This is a genomic window from Alteromonas sp. NFXS44, assembly GCF_040148705.1.
Lineage (GTDB): Bacteria > Pseudomonadota > Gammaproteobacteria > Enterobacterales > Alteromonadaceae > Alteromonas.
In genome coordinates this window covers 908,365-926,847 of the sequence record NZ_JAGDEA010000012.1, presented here as the reverse complement: position 1 = coordinate 926,847, position 18,483 = coordinate 908,365, and the positions used below count along the sequence as shown (strand labels likewise).

Below are 18,483 nucleotides of genomic sequence, written 5' to 3'. Positions count from 1 at the left end.
TTATTGCTCCTTTAACCACTTCTGAGCTAAGAACAAGGCGGCGACGCAGCGGGCTTCTTTGAAATCTTCCCGGCCGAGAAGTTCATCTGCCTGGCTGAGAGGCCAGTTGACCACCTCCAGCGGCTCCGGTTCATCACCTTCAAGTGTTTGCGGATATAAATCCCTGGCGAGAACAATGGTCATTTCTGCATTGAAAAATGTGGGGGCCATGCTGACGGTATGAATTACGTTCAGGTCGCGGGCGGCGTAACCTGCTTCTTCCTGGAGCTCACGGTTTGCTGCCTCAACGGGCGTTTCACCCGGGTCAATCAGACCTTTCGGAAAACCAAGCTCGTAGGTATGCGTGCCCGCCGCATATTCGCGGATAAGCACCATAGTATTGTCATCTAACATCGGCACAATCATTACAGCGCCACGGCCGCTACCAGCCATGCGCTCGAACTGACGCTCGGCACCGTTTGAGAAAGTAAGATCCAGCCTTTCGACTTTAAATAAACGACTGCGGGCAACAATTTCCCGGTGTTTGATTTGCGGCAATGTTTTGGCGGGATCGATTTTACTCATGTTTATCCGTTACAACTTTCGTTATGATGACAACCAATGCTTAAGCTTAATGTATTTGAAGGAAAATCGCTTGCCATTTCTACCCTGGAGTGAAATCGACACAGTTCTGCTCGACATGGACGGAACCTTACTGGATTTACACTTCGATAATCACTTTTGGATCGAACATTTACCAAAGAAAATCGCTGAACGGAGCGGAAAGCCCGTTGAAGAGTGCAAAGCCACAATGATGGCGCATTATCAGCGTGTGATGGGGCAGATCCAATGGTATTGTCTGGATTACTGGGCTGAGCAGTTAAACATGGACATTATGGCCGCCAAGCGGGAAGTTGAGCACTTAATTTCCATGCGCGATGATACGCTGCCTTTCCTTGATGCCCTTCATGAAACCGGCCGGAATGTGGTGCTGGTAACCAACGCTCATCCGGACAGCCTTTCACTAAAGGTGGAACATACGCGACTGGATGCTCACATTGATACGTTGATCAGTACCCATGAGTTTGGTGTGACGAAGGAGTCTCAGAACTTATGGAAGCAGCTTCAGGCCAGATTACAGTTTGATCCCGCCCGCACATTATTTGTCGATGACAGCATCACTATTTTGCAGGCGGCGAAAAAGTTCGGGATCGGCCACCTGCTGGCCGTAAGTAACCCGGACAGTCAGCAACCAGTCCGGGACATTGAAGCATTCCCTTCCGTAACCGATTACCGCACCTTGCTGGACGAAATTCGCCAGTTTCCGGTGGAGAAATAACATGACGGTTTGCATTGTGGGTTCGAAAAATCCGGTAAAGCTGAATGCAGCCCGTAAGGCGTTAAGTTTATCCCTGCAATTGCCTGCCCTTGAGGCCATTGGCGTCAATGTGCCAAGCGGTGTGCCGGACCAGCCCATGAATACTGCGCAAACCCGCGACGGTGCTGTAAACAGGGTCAAAGCCTGTCTCGCAGAAGCAGACGAGCGGTCTATAGCGCAGGACTGGTTCATCGCCATTGAAGGCGGTGTCGATATGTTTGACGACGGCCCGGCCACGTTTGCTTTTGTTGCGATTTATCATGAGGGCATCTGGTCTGTGGGACGCAGTGCAAACCTGCCTTTGCCTCCATCAGTCTTCACCGCACTTCAGGCCGGTGAAGAATTGGGCCCGTTGATGGACAAATTGTTTAATACGGACAACATCAAACAGAAAGGCGGGGCAATCGGCCTGCTGACCAACCACCTCGCCACCCGCCAGAGCGTTTATGAACTCGCCATCACACTGGCTATGGCGAAATTTAATTATCCGGATTTGTACTGATTTCACCAATCTCAAAGCCTTCATCAATATCACGGACATTTGCGCCGGTTAATTGAGCAATGCTGGCTATAAATGCCTGACTATCACTTAAATCGAACGTGCCGGACAGCGACAGTGAAGCCAGTTCAGGATCGTTTATGGTTATTGGTCTGGTCAGGTAGCGGTTGAATTCGGCGATGGCGTTCCTTAGTGACGTGTCGTTGAAGACGATCCGGTGTTGCTGCCAGTCCGGTTTTGCTTCAACCAGTGGTTCTGGAAGCTGATAGCGGTGAATGCGGCGTTCTTCGTAACGCAACCCCCAGCCTGCCTGTACCGGAGCATGGGTAATTAATGTGCTGGCGATACCAACGGTGCCTTCATAAACTTCCAGCGTCCAGCCCCTTCCTTCTTTTTCAACTGAATAGGCGGTGCCGAGTGCTGTAAAGGCAAAGGTGTCATCAATGGCTACAGAAAACTGTCTTGTCTTATCGTGAGCAACATCGACAAATATACGGCCCTTTTTAAGCTGCACATTACGTGCTTTCGCGGTTAGCACCGTATCAGCCCGCGAATTGGTATCAAGCACCAGTGTCGAGTCATCTGGCAGTGTAAACGGGGATATTTCGCCAGTCACGGTAGCAAATTCATGTCGTTCAGGTTGCTTATCTGGAGGAAATTGAGTGAACAATAATACGCAACACAGTGCGACAGATGCCGCCAGCGCAAAATAAACTGCGGATAAAGAACCGGAGACAGTGCGCCCGCGCTTGTTTCGGATCGTTTCAGGTAGTTTAGCGGCCAGGCCGTATGTGACAACGACCTCATTAAATGCAGTAAGATTGCTCTCGTGCCGGCTCAACCAGCGGGCAAATTCTGCATTCTGTGCGATATCAGGGTTCTCAGACATAATGAGCACCCAATCGGTAGCTTGCGCAATCTGCTCTTCAGATATTGGTGGGTTATGCTTCGCTGTCACGCTCAACTCGCTTTGTTGTTAAAATTATCAGGGCGTCGCGTAAATGTTTTCGTACCGCTGCCACGGTGATGTTGTTGTTTTTAGCAATCAGATCGTAGGAAAGATGGTCAATTCTGTGTGAAAGAAACACATTGCGGGCAACGGAAGTCAGGGATTGAAGATCTTGCATAAGCAATTTTACTTCATTGTCTTCCTGATATTTCGACTCCGGTTCGTTGGCTTCAGAAGTCTGTACAGGCTCAATGCTGTCGATATCAACAAGTTGCGGCGTTCGCTGCGCTTTTCTGAAACGATCGGTAACTAAATTAGATAGCATGGTGCGCAGAAAGGCTTCTTCGTTTTCTAACGCCGACAAGTAATCATAGCGCTGTAATTTAATAAAAAGCTCCTGCACGATTTCTTCAGCATCATCAATGTCTGCGCCCTTTAAAATGGCAACCCGCCTGAGCGTAACGGCATATTTTCGATACCATGAAGCAAGGCACGGCCCGGCGCTCTGTGTGCCTTGCTCAGGCTTAATGTTAACCACGGAAAGCAACGACGGTATCCTTTAGCGCAGCAGACACGGTTTGCATGTCCTGCGAACTGTTGTAATAACCCGGAGTAATGCGTACGCAGCTGCCCGCGGCGATCCCTTCTCTGTGAACAGTAAAAATGCCATGTTTTTTGAATAAATAGTCTGCTATGGCTTTGTTTTCCTGCGTGCTTACTTTGCCAGCCAGGCGAAAGGACGTTATCCCCGCATGACTTTCATCTTCATTGGGCGTGAGGACATTGATTTCTTCTATATCTGATACGGCATCAACCCAGATCTTGCGTAAATATTTGAGCCTTGCAGCCTTTGCGTCCGCGCCAATGAGATCGTGGAAACGAAAAGCATCAGGCAGGGTTAAAAACGCTGCAAAATTGCTGGTGCCACTGTGCACACGCCCCCGGATTGAATCTTGTTGTTCAGGCTCTGATGACATGTTCAGGCCAATATCCTGCAGGCGGGCATGACGAATAAACATGGCGCCGGCGCCGATAGGGGCACCCATCCATTTATGCATATTGAAGCCAATGAAATCTGCCTTTAACTCGTCAGCAGTAAAGTTGAGTTGTCCCCAGGAGTGGGCAGCATCAACAATGACATCGACGCCTCTGGCCTTTGCGATATCTGTGATTTCTGCAACCGGAATAACCAAGCCGGTGCGGTGACTGATATGGGTCAGCAGTAATAACTTGCAGTGCGGATGCTTTTCCAGTTCAGTCCGGTAAAACTGAAGTAGCGATGCTTTGTCAGCAGGTTCCGGGATCGATAATTCAATAATGTCAGCGCCTGTTGTGCCGGCTTTATGCCGCATCGCTGCCTGCATGGCATCATAGTCGAGATCAGCGAACATTACGCCGTCACCGGCTTTTAAAAGCTGATAGTTGCCAATCAGATTCTGCAGTGCTTCGGTTGCGCCTCTTGTCAGACAAACCTCTTCCGGCAGAACGTTCAGCCGGTTCGCAACATCGTGCCAGACGGGTTTCATCACCGGCCAGTATTCTTTGCGTGAGAAGTATGAGTTGTCACGGTTAACCCGTTGTGTGTGCGCAAAGTAAGCCTGCATCACGGGGCGGGACATGATTCCCCAGTTACCGTTCTCCACATTGATGATACCCGGCTTCACATCGTAGTAGCTGGCAACCTGACTCCAGAACGTTTCATCTGAAGCGATATCGCTGTGGCCGGGTTGTCTTGTAAAGTGCTCCGGGAAAGGAAGGCCCTTGTCGTCAGCGAAAGCCTCTGAGGCGGATATCATGGCGGTGGAAGCCAGCGCGCCGGTCACAAAATGGCGTCTTGTTATATGTGGCATAGCATACCTGCGAAAAACAAAAAGAGAGAAAGACATTGGCATGTGAAAACCAAACTACATGCACAATGTCTCAAAATAATGACGAGCCGCTGTTAGAAGCTTGCGTCAATGCGCAGCGAGTAGCTCCCCCCGTCAGTGTCATAAGGGGCGTTTCTGGAGTAAATCAGGCCCCGGCTTGCCTGATAAGTGGCTTCATCAGGATAAGCGTCGAACAGGTTTTCTATATTGGCACTCAGCTTAATTGTGTCGGATACCTGCCATGTAACGCCGACATCAACAAACGCCTCAGCACCGAACTCCTGAAAAATGTCACCATCGCTGTTGCCGGAACTGTCTGTCCAGGTGCCGTAGTAACGGACACGGCCATTGTAGCTCCAGTCGCCGGTGCTGTAAGTTGCGCTGATATTGGCACTGTTGGTGGGAAGTCGATCTTCAAACAATGTGCGCTGGGTTTCGTTTTGCGCAACATTTCCACCCACTACTTCTGTTTTGTTGTAGTTATAGGCAAGCACAACATTCAGTGAGCCGCTATCCAGTTTCCACAACTGACTGACAATCGCGTCCAGACCCGTGGTGCGGGTATCAAAATCATTCTGGTAGAAGTTCACGCCGGTAATACTTTCTGCGCCGGTGACATCTAAATCAATCAGAGACTGACGCTCTTCATCTGTCAGCGTAAAGGTGGATGATGTACCGAAGCGGTCTTCAATTTCCACGCGATAAAAATCCAGTGACGCAGACAGACCGTTATTACCCTGATAGGTAATACCCAGGCTGATGTTGTCGGATTTTTCAGGCTCAAGAGAAGCAATATCTGCATCATCACGTAAATTGATAATATCCGCGATGGCACCTTCAGGGCTGTAGCGGCCGCGGGTAAACACTTCCAGCGTGTTCGTATCTAAGCCCTGGGACACGCGTTCACTGAACAGCTGACCGGGTGTAGGGGCACGAAAGCCGGTTGAATATGTGGAACGCAGCGCCAGATTTTCTGACAAAGCATAACGTGCAGATATTTTACCGTTGGTGCTGTCACCAAATACTGAATAGTCTTCGTAACGGCCAGCCACACCTAACGTGAGTGCGTCAGTGATCTCGCTTTCAACATCCAGATATACAGCGTAACTGTCCTGGCTGAATTCACCGGACTGAGAAGGACTGAATCCGAAGAACCCGTTTGAACCGGATGCCAGACCTTCGCTGGCAGCCGGACCCACTGCATACGATGCTTCGTCACCGGGAGATACAGTATAGGTTTCTTCCCTGTATTCGGTGCCAAATGCTACGTTGATATCGCCATAAACACTGTCTGATTCGATAATGTACACACCGTCGGCATTGATTGTGACTTCATCCTGTTCTAACGAACCCGCGTAAAAGTCAGTAGGGCTGTCTGACCCTAAAGACGCGTTGATGGTGTTCGACATAAAGTAATCGATAGCATTGCCGCCCACGCTGGCAGATACATCCCAGCTCAGGTTGCCATGGTCACCTTTTACACCACCATACACCGCGTAATCTGAGTCTTCCTGACCAAAGTGCGGAGCAAAGCCTCCGGGATAAATATCGTTCAGATCAAAGTCAGGATAAACAGTGCTTTGGTTATATACCGCGGAAGTCGGGTTTCGCCAGTTAAAATCAGATAATCCTTCGCCTTCGTTGTATGTGCCGAACAGATAGACAGCTGCGTTCTGTGAGATATCGTACTGGCTGTTAAACGCAAAGCGCATTGCTTCTCTGTCTGGCTGTCCCCAATCCTGTACCGGATTTCTCAATGTAACTTCAGGGTTTGCTTCCTGGTAGGCAATGGCATCTGCGCGCTGACGCGAACGGCTGGTTCTGTCGGCATCGTAATATTCAGCAGTGAAAGACAGGTAGCCCTTGTCATTTAGCGACCAGCCTGCCTTGCCGCCTGCACGCCATGCGGCACCGTCGCCTTCATAGTACTGAGAGAACTGGCTGTAAGCTTTATAGCCTTCTTTGTCGTCCAGAATGATATTGATCACCCCGGCAATGGCATCTGAACCGTATTGCGCAGATGCACCATCGCGCAGAACTTCAATACGCTTAATTGCATAAGTTGGGATGGTGGCAAGATCTGCAGACTGAGCGCCATTGGAACCGAGCAACGCAGAGCGGTGTAACCGTTTGCCATTTACCAGTACCAGCGTGTGGTCTGAAGACAGGCCCCGTAAGCTCGCGGGACGAACAAATACCTGTCCGTCTGCCATAGGCAAACGCTGTACTTTAAAAGACGGAACGAGTTGCGCCACGCTGTCTGAGAGATCTTCCGATGTTGTGCTGTTAATGGCGTCGCCGGAAATAAGGTCGATGGGGGCCATTGAATCAAACACAGTACGGTTGGATTGGCGTGTGCCGGTGACAATGACGTTCTCAACGTCCTTTTCCCCTGAGGCGCCTTGAGTTTGTGCCATAGCGTGTGGCTGCATAATGGTAGCGAGTGCAATGGCACAGGCTGAGAGAGTAAATTTAGCGTTCATTTGGTTTCCAGGTTGAGTTGTCCTTAAAAGTACTCCCAAACCGTGCATGCATTTTTCCGGATCCGGTCGGGACTAATTAACAAGACGAACCTGAATTGAAGATCTGCGCGTTTCGTTGCTTAATTCACAAAAGCTTCATAAAACACGCCGGATGTCCGGCGCTACGAAACATTAAAAGTGGTATTCAGTCCGGAGGTAATATGAACCGCCGTCAGTATCGTAAGGGGCATTTCTTGAATACATCAACCCGCGGTTTGCCTGAAGTGCCGCGCGGTCGGGGTAGGTATTGAAGAGATTTTCTATGGACAACCTTAATGACCAGGCTGACGATATGAACCACGTGGAGGAAACATCAATCATTGTCATAGGTGAAAAGCGTTGAAACACTTCTTCTCCGGTTTCCCGTTGATCTGTCCAGCTGCCGGTATACCGCAGGGTGAACTGGTGTTGCCAGTCTCCTTTTTGCCAGTTAAATGACACCCTGCCTTGCCATTCCGGCGTGCCTTTTTCCTGCAGTATCTTTTGTGCAATGTTTGTCGCATCGCCCAGTCGGGTGACGTCTGTTTTGTTGTAATTGGCTGCCGCGGTGATATTAAGTTGTCCGTCAGCCAGTATGGTTTGTCTGGTCAGTACGATGTCAAAACCTGTAGTGGTTGTATCAAACAGGTTTTGAAAGAACGTTGCGGTATCGATGGGGTGGTTAAGGCCGGAGTGTATGGCTGCTACGGCGCTTTGCTCCCGTGCCGTTAATTCAAAAGCAGGGGTTGTGCCGAACCGGTCGGTTAATTCAATACGATAAAAATCAACGTTCAATCCGAAGTTATCTGAGATGCGGTAGCCAATTCCGGCGCTTATCGTTTCAGAGCGCTCGGGGCGCAGCGGTGCAATTGTCACGTCGCTGCGAAGAGATAAAATCGCCGCTACAGGACTAAGCGGGGAAAAGCGCCCGCTGGTGTTAACGCTGTTATATTCGGTATTTAAGCCTTGTGACGTACGCTCGCTAAAAAGCTGTCCGGCGCTTGGTGTCCGAAAGCCGTTTGTCAGTGTTGCTCTGGCCATCCAGCCATTTTGCCATGCGTACCGCGCTGACACTTTGCCGCGAATGATTCCGGCATAGTTAGCGGTATCCTCATAGCGAAGGGCGAGATCGACATCAAAATCCTGAGCCAGCGATACATTGAGATCTGAATAGGCTGCAAAGCCTTGCTGGTGAAATGTTCCGGCCTGCTCCGGCGAATATCCCGGGAATCCGCTTGAGCCCGCGGGCAAGCCGTAAATGGTGGCAGGCCCCGCTTCCCATGATGCCGGGTCGCCGGCCTGAACGCGGTATTGCTCGCCTTTCAGAACCAGCCCTGTAGCTAAAGACGCTGATTGCCAGAGGCTGTTTTCACTTAAAGGATGCTGGTAATCGATATCCAGCACCCATTCCCGCTGTGTCAGTGCGCCGGGTTTGAAGTCTGTGGGGCTTAACGGGCCCAATGACGCATTAATTGTGTTACTGATGAAATAATCGATCGTGTTTTGTCCCGCCGTCAAACTTGCTTCAAGTTCAGCGCCGGCTTCAAGCGACATCGTTGTGCCAAGCGTCGCTGCGATATCTGTTTCATGTTGCCCAAAGTGGGGTGTAAAGCCGGCAGGGTACACAGTACGCAAATCGAAATCGCTAAACGCAGCAGTTGGTGTATAAATGGCATTGGTATCAGGATTTCGCCAGTTGAAGTCAGATGTCCCTTCTGTTTGTGACAGCGTGACAAAGCTGAACCATTCAGAAAGAGGGGTCAATGTGCCCCGGGCGTTGATTACCGCCTGAATACCTTCGCGCTCAGGCTGACCCCATCGTTGTACCGGGTCAGGTAAAGTAATATCAGGATGTTCGCGTCGAAATGCCACCGCATCTGCGGGTTGTACAGATCTTGACGTCGGGTCATCCGAGAACGCGGCCAGTGTCAGCGTTGCCCGGCTCTCTGTAGTCCTGTACCCGCTTTTGAACTGAACCAGTTTTGAAAGTCCGTCACCTTCGAAATATTGTCCCGACTGCACAGACAAGGATGTTTCCGGAGAATCATCCAGAATGACATTAATCACACCGGCAATAGCGTCAGAACCATACATAACAGAAGCACCATCACGCAGTACTTCAATACGTTTGATTGCATACATCGGAATATGAGACAGGTCCGTTGGCTGCCCATCGGCGGTTTCGATAAAGGCTGAGTGATGACGCCGTTTACCGTTAACCAGTATCAACACATGGTCTGAATTAAGTCCTCTCAATCCGGACCGCCGGTTAAAAATCTGCCCGTCACTGAGAGGCAGTCTGAAAGCTGTGTAGCCGGGCAGTTGTATAGCGAGACTATCTGCTAAATCAACAGAGTTAACATTCACCGGCTCGTTAATAACGTCCACCGGCGAGAGTGCCGTGTGAATGGTTCTGTCAGGCAGCCGCGTGCCGGTAACAATCACTTCATCAATGTAGGATTTTTCTGTTATTGCTTCTTTTTTTTCTGTGGCCCTGCGCCGGATGATAAAGGTGCGTTCATCTACCTGAAGTGCAGTAAATGGTGTGCCAGCGAGTAACGATGCAATCAGTTCCGGTACCGGCAGTGTGTTGTCTACGGGGCCATGGATGAGCGGGGTGATGGCACTTGATTCATAAAGCACGTTTACATTGCGTTGCTGCGCTATGGTGTTGAGCGTTCTGAACAGGTTTGGCGGTTCTGATGGTTGAGAGAGGTTGGATGCGGCAGCCAGTGGGCAGATAAACAATGCCAGAGAAACTAAGGACACACACCAGACAAACACAACGTAATACTATCACTGCGGAAAAGTCAGTAGTCTACGTCAAACAGCCCAATGGATTGGCTAAATTTTTATGACAGATGAACCTGATGACATCAATTCGTTGCATAAGATTTTGCAAATTCAACAGGGTACCCTGTAGATGTCGCTGATGTTTATTGAGTATTTTTATTCAATGTTTGTTCAACGTACTGTTATTTCGATGTTTTCTATATTGGCCTCACCTTTGCACTGTCATCTGTCCATGTTGAAAACAGGAGACAGAGCATGTCTGATAAAGTACAAACGATTAATCCTGCAACAGAAGAAACCGTTGCCGAATATACGCTGATGTCCGAAGCGGACGCGAATCAAGCCGTTGATAATGCCCATGAAGCCTTTCTGTCATGGAAGAAGACCAGTTTCGACGAGCGGGCGAAATTGATGAACAACCTCGCTGATCAGATTGAGAATAACGCGGACACCATTCTTGATTTGATGACCAAAGAAATGGGTAAGGTGACTGAACAAGGTAAGCAGGAAATTGCGCTCTGTGCTTCCATTTGTCGTTACACCGCTGAAAACGGCGAAAAAGTGCTCGAAGATGAAAACCGGGTATATGACGGTGGCAGCGCCATTATTACCTACCAGCCGATTGGCGCTATTCTGGGTATTCAGCCCTGGAACTTCCCCCTTTATCAGGTCATCCGTTACAGCGCAGCCAATGTGATGGCGGGCAATACAACGGTGATGAAGCATGCCGCCAATGTCTTCGGTATGGCAGAATTTATTGAAAAACTGTATCTGGATGCCGGTTTCCCGAAAAACGTGTATCAGTCGTTACTGATTGACGGCAAAACTGCCAGCAAGCTCATTGAGCACGATAAGGTGCGCGGCGTGACTTTTACAGGCAGTGATAACGTAGGTAAAACGGTGGCCGAAACCGCAGCCGGTCTGTCGAAAAAAACCGTGCTGGAACTGGGTAGTAACGATGCCTTTGTGGTGTTATCTGATGCTGATATCGACACCGCGGTGGAAGCCTGTGTTCAGGGGCGAATTGTTAATAACGGCGAGACGTGTGTGGCGGCTAAGCGTTTTATCATTGTTGACAGTGTTTATGATGCCTTCCGTGAGAAATTCGTCGCTGCATTTAAAGCGTTGAAAGTGGGCGACCCCACCGATCCTGAAACCGATCTTGGCCCAATGGCCCGTGAAGATTTGCGTGACAAGTTACACGAGCAGGTTGAGGAGTCAGTGAAAAACGGTGCCACAGTCACATTAGGCGGCGAAATCCCCGACACCACGGGTTGGTTCTATCCCGTCACTATTCTGGAAAATATCAAACCGGGCATGCCAGCGTATGATGATGAACTGTTTGGCCCTGTGGCATCATTTATCCGTGCGGAAAACGATGCGGATGCCATGCGCATTGCCAATGACTCCCGTTACGGCCTGGGCGGCGGTATCTTCACCACGGATAAAGAGAAAGCTATCCGGTTGGCCCGTGAAGAGTTCGATACGGGTATGGTGAACATTAATGGTTATTCACTGGCACAGCCTAACCTGCCATTTGGCGGTATGAAAGACAGCGGTTACGGCCGTGAACACGGCGGTTTCGGTATGCGTGAATTCGTTAACGAAAAAACGATATTCATCGCTGAATAGATCAGTCTGACGGCCAAAAATCAGGCCTGAATAAGAATTAGCCCCGGAGTCTGGTGACGTCCGGGGCTTTGCTTTTTAAACAGCTTAAAGCTGAATTTCAGTATACCCGTCAGGACCGGGAGCGCCGAAAATGGCGGCGGCCTGATGCACTTCTTCAGGTAATGACGGGTCGGGTTTGAATTTGCCTTTAATTGAGAAGTTTGAAAAACCCTGTTCCAGGATCGCATCCAGTGAGAGACCCAGCATGTTGGGCTCTTTAAGGGCAATACCGATACCTTTCCCTTCGCAGCGTAACTGTGCTGAATAGTTACCAAAGTCGATGGGGCCACGGGTGCCGGCTACGGTGGCATTCAGCCAGTCGCCGAAGCCTGTGAGTTCGTTACAGTCGGGACCGAAAGATAAGGCTTCGACTCTGGCTCTGAACCGGCCGCCGGCGTTAACCGGCAGTGGCAGTTGCACTTCCGCTAACACACGGTCTACCGGCAGAAACAGCAAAAAGTCATCCGACTCCACGGTTTCAGGATTCAGCAGGCTGGTGCGCAGTTCGCCTTTAAACGACACTTCGTCGGAATCACGTAAATTGCCGCCTTTAATGTCGGCGTGCACGCTGCCAATCAGCATGGGTAAGCCCGCAATATCCCATTCCACGTTGGTTACCGGAATGCCTTCTACAACTACCGCCTGCGCTTTACCGTGCCAGACAGTACCGCTGACGCCATAAATCTTTACGCCTTTCGGAAGCGTCTGACTCTGTATAAGGTGAGCGGCGGGCATGTAAGCCACCACAAAGAAAAGAAACACAAAAACAGCAGCGAGCGTCCAGAGTATGTTCGATTTCATTATTTACCCAATTGCAGTCGACGGATGCGGATCATGCCGGGGGCGTTACCTTCAGCAAGGTCTGCCTGAAGAATGAGGATCCCCATTTCTTCCATGGTTTGCAGCCATGCCAGCACATCATTAAACGGCGCTTCATCCACCGTCACCTGAATCTGCTCGTCCTGGGGCTGCATACGGGCTATGGCGATTTTAAAACGGGCCGAGGTAGTATTGACTGCCTGTGGCAGTGAGCCATTGAAGGTTTTTATACCACCGCTGCGACGAAGTTGTTGTGCACGGTTTGCATTCTCCTGCACCCACAACAGCAACTCCTGCTGGTCATCAAGACGGGCTTTCTCCTGCGCTAATCCGTCAGATAAGGGTTGCCAGATCAGCCAGTAGAACATTGCGATAATCATGATCACACCGGTAATAATCACCAGGCGCTGCTCACGCTCACTCAATGCACGGTATTTATCCATTAACTTCATGATCAACCCCGTATCGCGACTGTACCGATGACCATATCATCGCGGTTATTAATTGCACCCTGCTCTATTTCGAATCCGGCGGTCTCAGCCTGCCTGCGGAACTGCTCCAGCGACTCAAAATTTCTGCCCTGTGCCTGCATACGGATTTCCGTTCTTGAGGCATCGAAACGCAACGTTTGCGGTTTGATTTGTGATGAGGAGAACGCATTAGTGAGCTGATCCATCATCACCAGCATGGAAGCGCCACCGCCTCCCTGTTCCATTGATGTCATTTCACTGCGGATCTTCAGCCTGAGATCCCGGTAAGGACCCAGCCCGGGAAATCCGGCCTTAACAACCTGATCGATTTGTGCACTCAGGCGGGCATTTTCCTGCTTAAGCTGATAAATACTCACACCTTTATCAATGAGGCTGGTGGTCAGAGCGATAAGCGCCAGTACTGCGGCGACCCGCCACTGATACCACTGACCGGCCTTTTTACGTTTAATGCGGTAATCGCCCTGAAGCAGATTAAAGTCTGTTTTAACGGCTTCCGTTGCCAGTATGTGCATGGGCAATTCCAGCTCTGTTTGCTGGATATCTGCATTTGGTATTGAGACTAAATCGATGTCGGAATAGTTTTTCACCGGCACCAGGGTATCAGAACGACGTAACTGGCTTGCGAACGCCGGAAGCAACCAGCTCAGTTCCCCCTGCATCCCTTGCCATTCGTCTTCCCGGACAAGTAAAGCATCACCGATAGTCAGTACGCTCCAGGCACCCGGCGTATGGGGTACAGCCAGAACATCAGGAATGAGTTTGTCGCAAAATAACCCTGCGTCACTCAGCCATTGTTGCCATTCGTCCATTTTCTCACGGCTGACAACAGCAACTGCCTGCTGGTCACCTTTTTTCGGACCCATGGCAAAAAACTGTTTGTGGATATCCTGTGCCAGCTCATCTTCCAGCATGAAAGGGATTGCAGTGAGTACTTTACGGCTGGCGCGGGGAGGAAGTGTCACCCAACGCAATAACACGTCACTGGCAGGTGCCAGAGCAATAACAGCACGTTGGCCTGCGCGTTCCTTCAGGGTGGTAAGTTGCGAGGCATCAGGTAATTCGCCGGACGCAATGATCTCCTGTTCACCGCCCGACCATACCAGCCACTGCACCGGATCTTCATGCCGGGAGCCCAGCCTGACCAGTAATTGTTCCATTACTTTACTCCTCCAAATTCACGTCGGATAACGCTTACGTTCTCTCCACCCTGAGCTTTAAACAGCGTACTGAGCGAAAAAGTGGCTTTATTGTAGCTGGTCTTCGTATGCAAAATAAAATATCCGGTGGTCACGGTGAACCAGCTTCGCTGTTCATCACTTAAATCCAGTGCTGCCAGCACGGGCTCACCCAGAAAACTGTCAACGTCTGCCCAGCCATCCTGTGGCCGGCTGCTGATAAGGCTGGTGGCCTGAGACATATCCAGTCCGGTCAGTCCCGCCAGAATGGCCGCCCGCTCTTCTGTAAGCGTATTCACATTGATAGCCAGAGCGGTATCTTCCGGCAGCACGCACACAAGAGGCAGAATAGCATTTAACCACACCGGGCTGACACCGTTTATAAGCCTCAGCTCCGATTGATTGGTCATTAAGCTGTTGGCTGCCAGATACGGATGCTCACGACTTTCATATTCACTGTCTTCAGCACCGTAAGTACGCATGCGCGTATCGCTGTCGAGCCAGTCAGCCAGACTGTCGCGGACAGTTTCTGCGGTGTAATTGTCGATGTTATCGCCGGTGGCCTCGAGCATACGGCCGAAAGCTTCCATGGCTTCAGTGGTTTGTGTCGCACTGCTCTGATTGCTGTTATCGTCACTTTCACCCAGCGCATTCAGGTTGAAGCAGCTTTGGGCGTCTTCCAGCTGCGCCTCAATACCGCCATTGTCGAGCGGATAAGCAAATTTTTGTGACCAGGGCTGGGTAATGACAATTTTATCGCCGGTCTCATCAAAAATGGTTTTAATCGACTTGCGGGCAAACGCTTCTGCTCCCATGGCATACCAGTAAGCCTGATTGTTATCTTTTAAATTAGCAGCCCGCTGAATTTGTATTTGCAGGCGGGAGCCCATGTCTGTAGCTATCACCACGACGATAGCGACAATCATAAATACGATGATAAGTGCTACGCCACGCTGCTTTTGAAACCCTTTCATAAGCTGGCTCCGCTGAGGGTGAATTCACGGCGGATGCGGCCAAAATCATCGCTGACAAATTCAAACGCGATGGCTTTGGGCAAGGTGGCTCCGACAAAACTCTCACGCCAGTTCAGTTCGTCGTTGTCTGACAGGGAGTTTTCCTCTTCATCAATATCAGCAATAAATTCAATTTTAAATTCGCTGATATCTTCCAGCAGCACGCGCACTTTCGGCTCTGTGCCCACTACATTATCCACGTAATTGGTGTACAGCCGTTCCAGTTTGCCGTCTCTTACGCGGTAGGCCACGGCCTGCAGAGTACTTCGCGGCAACATCATTTGCGGGTTTTGCCAGCCGCTGCGCACAAAAGCGAGGCCGTCATTATCGCTTTCATCTGACTCACCGCCACGCATAACAATGGTGTTTGTCTGACCGTCGGTGCGTACTGCCCTTGGCACAGCCTGCTGCATATCCCGCTCGATGGTGGTGACTGCGCGTTGCAGGCGCTGAAACTTTTCGAACCGGGCAGAAGACAGTTCATCGCTGTCGATAACCGTGGTCAGCACTGCCGTAGACGCCACGCCGATAAAGGCAAAGATAGCGATGGCAATGAGTATTTCAACCAGCGTGAATCCCCGTTGCATCATGGTGTCCCGTTATCATCGTCTGATGCGCTGCTGGTTCCGCTGGCGCGGGAGTTTGATGATCCGGCTGTTGCTGCAATTTCAGCAGGTTTTGCCACAAAGGTGGTCACCGAGGTTTCAAAAAATTCATATTGATCGTCCAGCCCGACACTGACTTCAACGGCACGTAAATCGTTATCGGTGGTTTTGGTAACCTTCTGCTGCCAGTACCAGGTACGATCTGCCATATCCATAGTGCCTTTAGCGTTATTCGCAGGCGGCCATTTGCCGGTGAGTTTCATTTCATTTAAGCGGTTATTGGCCACCCAGGTGGCAAACGTGGTTTCTTCCACTCTGCTCACGCTGCTCAGATGTTCCGCTGCAGATTTCATTACCGCAGTACCGGCCAGTGCAAAAATCACCAGCGCCGCCATAACTTCCAGCAGGGTCATACCCCGTTGTTTTACCGGTGTGATCATTCTGGTGGCTGCTCCAGCGGACCATTAAGCGTAAGCGGCGGCACATCCTGATTTAATAACTGAAAATACGCCGGTGCGTCGGTGCTGAATGAGGGTTCATAGCTGAACACCAGGGTAAACGGCGTGATTTCACCACTGGACATAATGAGAACCTGCGGCGGCGGCAACTTTTTATCTTCCTCGTTTCCGATTTCCACACCCGCGTCATCCAGCGAGAAATTTTCATCGAATACTTCACGGTCGAATAACTGATCTTCTTTATCCCAGGGAAGATCGTCCAGGTTCAGTGCAAAGGTGAAAGGTTCCGCGAGGGTATGAGGCGCATACAGCTTCTCATCATCGATTTTTTGCCATTCGTCTTCGTCGTTCAGAAACACAAAATAGTATTCATGATCAGCCTGCCCGATGCGTAATCCCAACTGGCGCTGGTTCAGTACGGCATAGTCGCTGGCCATATCAACCAGCACTTGCAGGCGCTGAGCTTCTTTTTTTAATTGATCAGACTGACTGACTGTAAAAACATTGAATACCACATAAGTGGCAGCCAGTCCCATTAATGCCATTACCAGCATCAGTTCGAGTAAAGTAAACCCGCACTGCAAATGCCGCTGTAATGTATGCCGGGGCTGTTTCATGCACGTAGTCGTTACAGGTATTCGTTTACGTTCCATGTACCGATGTCATCATCTGTACCCGGTTCGCCGTCAGGACCGTTAGAGTAAATGTCGTAGTCGCCCATTTCGCCCGGGCTCATGAACTGGTAAGGATTGCCCCACGGATCTTCCGGCAGGCGCTGAATGATGCCGCCTTTGGGATAGTTTTTCGGAATGGGTTCGATAGTCGGAGCCTGAACCAGTGCTTCCAGACCCTGTTCCGTGGTCGGGAACCGGTTTGCCTGCATTTTATACATGGCAATAGCACCTTCAAGCTGCTGAATGTCTACCGCTGCTTTTTTCTTCTGAGCGATTTCCTGGTTGCCGATAACGTTGGGCAATACCATTGAAGCGATGATGCCGATGATCACCAGTACGATCATGACTTCAATCAGGGTAAAACCGGCATGTCTTCTCATTTTTCTCATTAGATATTCACCATTTTGTTCATAGCTAAAATCGGTTGCAGGATGGCCATTACAATGAACAGCACCACAAGGGCCATCACCACAATCAACATAGGTTCAAAAATTTTCAGGGAAATACTGACCTGTGTCTCGAATTCCCGTTCCTGGTTATCCGCAGCGCGGCCCAGCATTTGTTGTAATTCACCGGATTTCTCGCCGGATGCAATCATGTGCATCATCATCGGAGGAAACATCCTGGTGTTATCCAGCGCTGCCCGTAAGCTGCTGCCTTCTTTTACATTGACCGCCGCTTCGTTAATTTGATTCTTGATATGCTGATTTTGCAGCACATCCGCTGAAATGCGCATGGCTTCAAGCAGCGGAACCGCACTGGATGTCAAAATACTCAATGTGCGGGCAAACCTCGCGGTATTCAGGCTTTTACTGACTTTTCCGACCACGGGTAAGCGTAATATTAACTGATGATATTTCAACTTCATGGCAGGCTGTTGCACAAGCCGGTTACCCACGGCAACCAGAATGAAAATCAGCAGTAAAACGACCAGACCGTAACTCTGCATCCATTCACTCAAATCGATAAGAAACTGAGTGATGGCCGGCAGCTCCTGCCCCATGTTGGTGAAGTTACCCACGATTTTAGGCACGACTATGGTCAGCAGCAGTGAAATAACACCAATGGCAAACACCAGCATAATGGACGGGTACACCAGCGCCTGAGTTATCTGACTGCGGGTTTGCTGTCTTCGTTCCGTGTAATCGGCAAGACGGTTTAATACTACGTCAAGGTGACCGGATTTTTCACCGGCTGCCACCATAGCGCGGTAGAGTTCGTCGAATACCCCGGGGAACTGGTTCATGGCATCCGCAAGGCCGTGACCTTCCACAACTTTACTGCGAACTGCCATCATCATATTTTTATGACGGGGTTTTTCACTTTGTTCCGCCACCGCCAGTAACGCTTCCTCAACAGGCAGAGCAGATTCAATGAGGGTAGAGAGCTGACGGGTGATCAGAGACAGGTCTGCGGCCGAAATTCGCGGGCGGAACAGAGAAAAGCCCTGTGATTTACCGCCGGATTTTTCCGCTACCAGTTCAACTTCTAAGGGGATAAGCCCTTTTTCACGCAATTGCTGACGTACCTGTCTGGCATTATCGCCTTCAAGTACGCCCTGTTTATTGCGACCACTGGCGTTTATCGCTTTGTATGAAAACGCTGCCATG

General features: G+C 50.2%; 17 protein-coding genes and 1 pseudogene. 3 read left to right on the top strand and 15 right to left on the bottom strand.

Annotation, left to right across the window (positions count from 1 at the left end; genetic code table 11):
• Positions 1 to 564, bottom strand: coding sequence for an ADP compounds hydrolase NudE (gene nudE / locus J3369_RS21035; RefSeq protein ID WP_119503108.1), 564 nt, complete (start codon positions 562 to 564; stop codon positions 1 to 3).
• Between the two features lie 70 nt (positions 565 to 634).
• Between nudE and yrfG the strand changes: the two genes are divergently transcribed.
• Together yrfG and yjjX are read left to right on the top strand one after the other, a co-directional pair.
• Positions 635 to 1,318 carry a GMP/IMP nucleotidase gene (gene yrfG, locus J3369_RS21030; RefSeq protein WP_303572420.1) on the top strand — a complete coding sequence of 228 codons (684 nt, stop codon included), beginning with the start codon at positions 635 to 637 and terminating at the stop codon, positions 1,316 to 1,318.
• A 1-nt stretch (position 1,319) separates the two neighbouring features.
• Complete coding sequence (yjjX, locus tag J3369_RS21025) at positions 1,320 to 1,859, top strand: inosine/xanthosine triphosphatase (protein WP_349590686.1); 540 nt, start codon at positions 1,320 to 1,322, stop codon at positions 1,857 to 1,859.
• On the opposite strand, the gene J3369_RS21020 is transcribed toward yjjX, so the two are convergent.
• From J3369_RS21020 to J3369_RS21000, 5 genes are all read right to left on the bottom strand, one after another.
• The gene (locus J3369_RS21020) at positions 1,837 to 2,814 is read right to left on the bottom strand and encodes a FecR family protein (RefSeq protein WP_349590683.1); all 978 of its coding nucleotides are present in this window, start codon (positions 2,812 to 2,814) and stop codon (positions 1,837 to 1,839) included. The genes yjjX and J3369_RS21020 overlap by 23 nt on opposite strands.
• Positions 2,798 to 3,343, bottom strand: a complete 546-nt coding sequence (locus J3369_RS21015) for an RNA polymerase sigma factor (RefSeq protein ID WP_349591111.1) — start codon at positions 3,341 to 3,343, stop codon at positions 2,798 to 2,800. Before J3369_RS21015 ends, J3369_RS21020 begins: the two co-directional genes overlap by 17 nt.
• Positions 3,336 to 4,655 (bottom strand): aminotransferase class V-fold PLP-dependent enzyme, encoded by a 1,320-nt coding sequence (locus J3369_RS21010; protein WP_349590680.1) that lies wholly within the window; start codon positions 4,653 to 4,655, stop codon positions 3,336 to 3,338. Before J3369_RS21010 ends, J3369_RS21015 begins: the two co-directional genes overlap by 8 nt.
• Before the next feature lie 92 nt (positions 4,656 to 4,747).
• A complete protein-coding gene (locus J3369_RS21005) occupies positions 4,748 to 7,156 on the bottom strand; it encodes a TonB-dependent receptor plug domain-containing protein (RefSeq protein ID WP_349590677.1) in 2,409 nt (802 codons plus the stop codon).
• Between the two features lie 171 nt (positions 7,157 to 7,327).
• Positions 7,328 to 9,943 (bottom strand): TonB-dependent receptor plug domain-containing protein, encoded by a 2,616-nt coding sequence (locus tag J3369_RS21000; RefSeq protein ID WP_349590674.1) that lies wholly within the window; start codon positions 9,941 to 9,943, stop codon positions 7,328 to 7,330.
• Between the two features lie 279 nt (positions 9,944 to 10,222).
• On the opposite strand from J3369_RS21000, the gene J3369_RS20995 reads away from it, so the two are divergent.
• The gene (locus J3369_RS20995; RefSeq protein ID WP_349590672.1) at positions 10,223 to 11,599 is read left to right on the top strand and encodes an NAD-dependent succinate-semialdehyde dehydrogenase; all 1,377 of its coding nucleotides are present in this window, start codon (positions 10,223 to 10,225) and stop codon (positions 11,597 to 11,599) included.
• Between the two features lie 84 nt (positions 11,600 to 11,683).
• Here J3369_RS20995 and J3369_RS20990 read toward each other — a convergent pair whose 3' ends face one another.
• From J3369_RS20990 to gspF, 9 genes and pseudogenes are all read right to left on the bottom strand, one after another.
• Positions 11,684 to 12,439, bottom strand: a complete 756-nt coding sequence (locus J3369_RS20990; protein ID WP_349590669.1) for a type II secretion system protein N — start codon at positions 12,437 to 12,439, stop codon at positions 11,684 to 11,686.
• Entirely contained in the window at positions 12,439 to 12,912 is a 474-nt protein-coding gene (locus J3369_RS20985) for a type II secretion system protein M (RefSeq protein ID WP_349591109.1), read from the bottom strand. Before J3369_RS20985 ends, J3369_RS20990 begins: the two co-directional genes overlap by 1 nt.
• Positions 12,912 to 14,105, bottom strand: a complete 1,194-nt coding sequence (gspL, locus tag J3369_RS20980) for a type II secretion system protein GspL (RefSeq protein WP_349590666.1) — start codon at positions 14,103 to 14,105, stop codon at positions 12,912 to 12,914. The genes J3369_RS20985 and gspL overlap by 1 nt, the downstream gene beginning before the upstream one ends.
• A complete protein-coding gene (gene gspK, locus J3369_RS20975; protein WP_349590664.1) occupies positions 14,105 to 15,097 on the bottom strand; it encodes a type II secretion system minor pseudopilin GspK in 993 nt (330 codons plus the stop codon). The genes gspL and gspK overlap by 1 nt, the downstream gene beginning before the upstream one ends.
• Positions 15,094 to 15,723, bottom strand: coding sequence for a type II secretion system minor pseudopilin GspJ (gene gspJ, locus J3369_RS20970; RefSeq protein WP_349591107.1), 630 nt, complete (start codon positions 15,721 to 15,723; stop codon positions 15,094 to 15,096). The genes gspK and gspJ overlap by 4 nt, the downstream gene beginning before the upstream one ends.
• A gap of 86 nt (positions 15,724 to 15,809) precedes the next feature.
• Positions 15,810 to 16,181, bottom strand: a pseudogene (gspI, locus tag J3369_RS20965) (type II secretion system minor pseudopilin GspI); the annotation flags it as partial.
• Entirely contained in the window at positions 16,178 to 16,816 is a 639-nt protein-coding gene (gspH, locus tag J3369_RS20960; protein WP_349590658.1) for a type II secretion system minor pseudopilin GspH, read from the bottom strand. The pseudogene gspI and the gene gspH, both read right to left, overlap by 4 nt.
• A gap of 11 nt (positions 16,817 to 16,827) precedes the next feature.
• Positions 16,828 to 17,253: a type II secretion system major pseudopilin GspG gene (gene gspG / locus J3369_RS20955; RefSeq protein ID WP_442858472.1), complete on the bottom strand. Its 426-nt coding sequence runs from the start codon at positions 17,251 to 17,253 to the stop codon at positions 16,828 to 16,830.
• A gap of 8 nt (positions 17,254 to 17,261) precedes the next feature.
• On the bottom strand, positions 17,262 to 18,482 hold the full coding sequence (gene gspF, locus J3369_RS20950; RefSeq protein ID WP_349590655.1) for a type II secretion system inner membrane protein GspF: 1,221 nt from the start codon (positions 18,480 to 18,482) through the stop codon (positions 17,262 to 17,264).
• Position 18,483 lies beyond the last annotated feature (1 nt).